The sequence below is a fragment of the Psychrobacter sp. AOP5-GZ1-6 genome (assembly GCF_052376345.1).
Classification (GTDB): domain Bacteria; phylum Pseudomonadota; class Gammaproteobacteria; order Pseudomonadales; family Moraxellaceae; genus Psychrobacter.
In genome coordinates, this window is record NZ_JBQSVP010000215.1 from 1 (window position 1) to 2,817 (window position 2,817).

The window sequence follows — 2,817 nt, forward strand, 5'->3', positions numbered from 1 at the left end:
TAGATAGCTTTTGGTCGGAGTCATGTGATTGCGACTGTCGGTATCGCTTTGATCATATGTGATACCGGTCATTGGCGGTAGTACGCGTTTGCTATATAAGCTACCCACCCACGGCGTGTCTGCGGTAATCAGACGCAGCTGGGTTAAGTGAATACCTGCTTCTAGTGTTGAGGCATGACGTTCATAGTGGCGACGACTGATGGTCAGACCTGTCACGTGTGCCAGACTGTTGGCTATAACAGTGATCTAACTAATCGTTAGTTTTTCGATCATGTCAAAATTACATTCGGCTATAGGGTGACCTGTTTGTCTTACGCCCCAAAGCTCAAAATATATGTCGTCATATGAAACATAGGTATGAAAAATTTTATCTTTAATTGATTGGTCATCATACAAGGTGATATTATTATTAACTTTATACGTATAGCTACTGTAAAGCTCATCAAATATTTCAACAGCCTTATCATGATTGTTAACTATCAAGTTAATAGTTTCAATTAGTTCAAGCTGATATTGTTTTGGCAATGTATGGCCAAACTCATTTCCGATAAATGCGCCATTAAAATTATATGTAATATCTGTAAGGTAATCATCTCCTCGAATAAGCACATAGCCTTGGCTGGTATGGAAGGTAAAAGTGTCAGTGTAGTCTTCATTTTCTTCGAACTTGTATTTTAGTTTCTTCCATAGGGGAGATATCCTTAATCTTTCAATAAACGTTGCTCTGGAAATAACGTCAATGGGTTGTTGTCTTTGTATGCCAGTATCAGGCGCTACGGGTTCTACCATTTCATATTCTTGTTCAATCGAATATTGTCGACAATCTAAGGCTTCATTATCGGTATTAACTTTTTTATTTGGTAGCTCATGACAACCTGCTAACGGCAAAAGCAATAGTATTACATATTTAACTTTAATCATATGGAATTCCAATTTTATTAAACTATGGTTTGAGTATTATCTAATGCTTCGGTCTTTTCTTAGTAGATCCCACTGCCACTTAAATAGTGACCACATATGATGCTTATATGGATTCGTCCCGCCACTCTCTTTTCCTGTGCGATCTAATAAATAAGAATAATCCATTAAATTGTCCGTATACCCTTGATAAAAGCTGTGTCGTGTCAACGAACTACTGGCAAATGTATGTGGCAAGCTAAAACTATGACCCAATTCATGTGCAAAAGTATCTAATTGAGTATTACCTTGATCAAATAATACCACTGCATTACCCCAAACCTTTGAAAAACAATCATCGTTGAACGTACAGTCAAATAAGTTCTCGACCATATTCTTTTCACGTGCTTGAGCGCTACCTAATGTAGTGTAAATACCAGTTTTAACCTTATAGTCTGTAAATATTACGAAAGTTTTTTTATTATTAGCACCTTCAATGCCACCTGAAGGTACGTATTTTTCACTAAATAATTCATATAGTTTGACTATATCTTTTTTTAAGTTACTGCCTTCGCTTCTTGAAACATTAGTATTTGGTGGATACTTTTCAAGAAACTTTCGGATCATTATCCCTTTTGCACTACGTCGAGTATGATTGTTTTTTTCGTCAGCCACGTTTAACCGACTTATACCTTTCACCTCACCACGAACTAACGCTTGATTTAAAGATCTATATTTAAGGTAGTGCTGATAGGCAGGAGGTGTTGGTACAGTCGTAGCTCCAGACTTTGTGCAGAAATGGACAACAACTATATCTGCATTAGGTATGTTGCTATTTGGATAAATCATGAGAACACCAACTTTACGTTGGTATTTACCTCGTTTAGCAATAACCTTAATAAATCTGGCCTTATTACTAGAACTTGTAGCCTTAATACTAATCTTGATAGATTCATCAACATAATATTTTATGTTTCTAGAGTATCCGTTTTCTCCGTCAGTCTGTTCGCCAGATCTAACTAGCTTTCTGCTTTTCTGACCTTTAGTAATTAATTTTTTCAATGCGATTTTGGTGGGTGAAACAACGATACCAGGACTTGTACTGAATTCTAATACAGTACTATCATTTGATGATAAAGGTTTATTATCATCAGTCGTGAGCTGATCTATTTGCAAATATAATTCTACTTCGGATCTATCAGGGAAGATACCTAGCCAGGCAGGAATATAGGCTTCGGAGGTATTACCAATTTCAGTAACTTCGGATAACGTGCTATTGCCTGGTTTTAGCGTAGTATATTCCTTAATCAGATCATGAACATTACCCCGATAAAGTCTTTTTGGTTTAGGTCCTGCTTCTATAACTTGTTTAATATCATAAATGTACTCATCTCTTAACCAGTCGAAGCCGTAAGATCCGTTATAACCTTCTTTTATTGGTCGTCGGAAATGTACCAAAAAACGTCTTGGAGCTGATATTTGCGTGTCTTTTGTACCATGGTCAGAGCTGGAGCTACCTGATGTTGTTCCCATTATGAGCAACCTTTTATTTAATCTATTTCCAAATGTATTTCAAATTCTTCTGGTGTCTTCGTATAAAAGCGTTGGGTCATACCTTCTTTATCTGTTGTTCCATGGATTTTTTCCCCCGTTGCTTTATTTGTAGCAATATATTGAGTTTCACTAAAAGGAATGTCGTCATCATCTGTGAAACGAAAACAAATACTGTTAGCGTGACCAAAAGCAGGCAACCCCGCCAACCCCTGTCCATCCATCCCGCCGCCATCACGACTATGCTTCCCAGCTTTCTCCGTGAACTGCATTGCCGCAATCGTAATATCACCGCCATCTAATGTGATACTTGCACCGCCAGCCGTCAGCGTAATCTTATTCGTTGCCACCACCTCAACTTCCTTGGTC

General features: G+C 37.7%; 4 protein-coding genes. All 4 read right to left on the reverse strand.

What is annotated here, in order from left to right:
• Nucleotides 1-216 (reverse strand): hypothetical protein (locus ACT3RN_RS15120; protein ID WP_444518787.1); only part of this gene is annotated, 216 nt, incomplete at its 3' end.
• Nucleotides 217-246: 30 nt separating this feature from the next.
• Nucleotides 247-921: a hypothetical protein gene (locus tag ACT3RN_RS15125; RefSeq protein ID WP_192520986.1), complete on the reverse strand. Its 675-nt coding sequence runs from the start codon at nt 919-921 to the stop codon at nt 247-249.
• Between the two features lie 36 nt (nt 922-957).
• On the reverse strand, nt 958-2,430 hold the full coding sequence (locus tag ACT3RN_RS15130) for a M12 family metallo-peptidase (protein ID WP_192991870.1): 1,473 nt from the start codon (nt 2,428-2,430) through the stop codon (nt 958-960).
• A gap of 17 nt (nt 2,431-2,447) precedes the next feature.
• Nucleotides 2,448-2,817: hypothetical protein (locus ACT3RN_RS15135; protein ID WP_444518788.1), on the reverse strand; the 370-nt coding region annotated here is incomplete at its 5' end.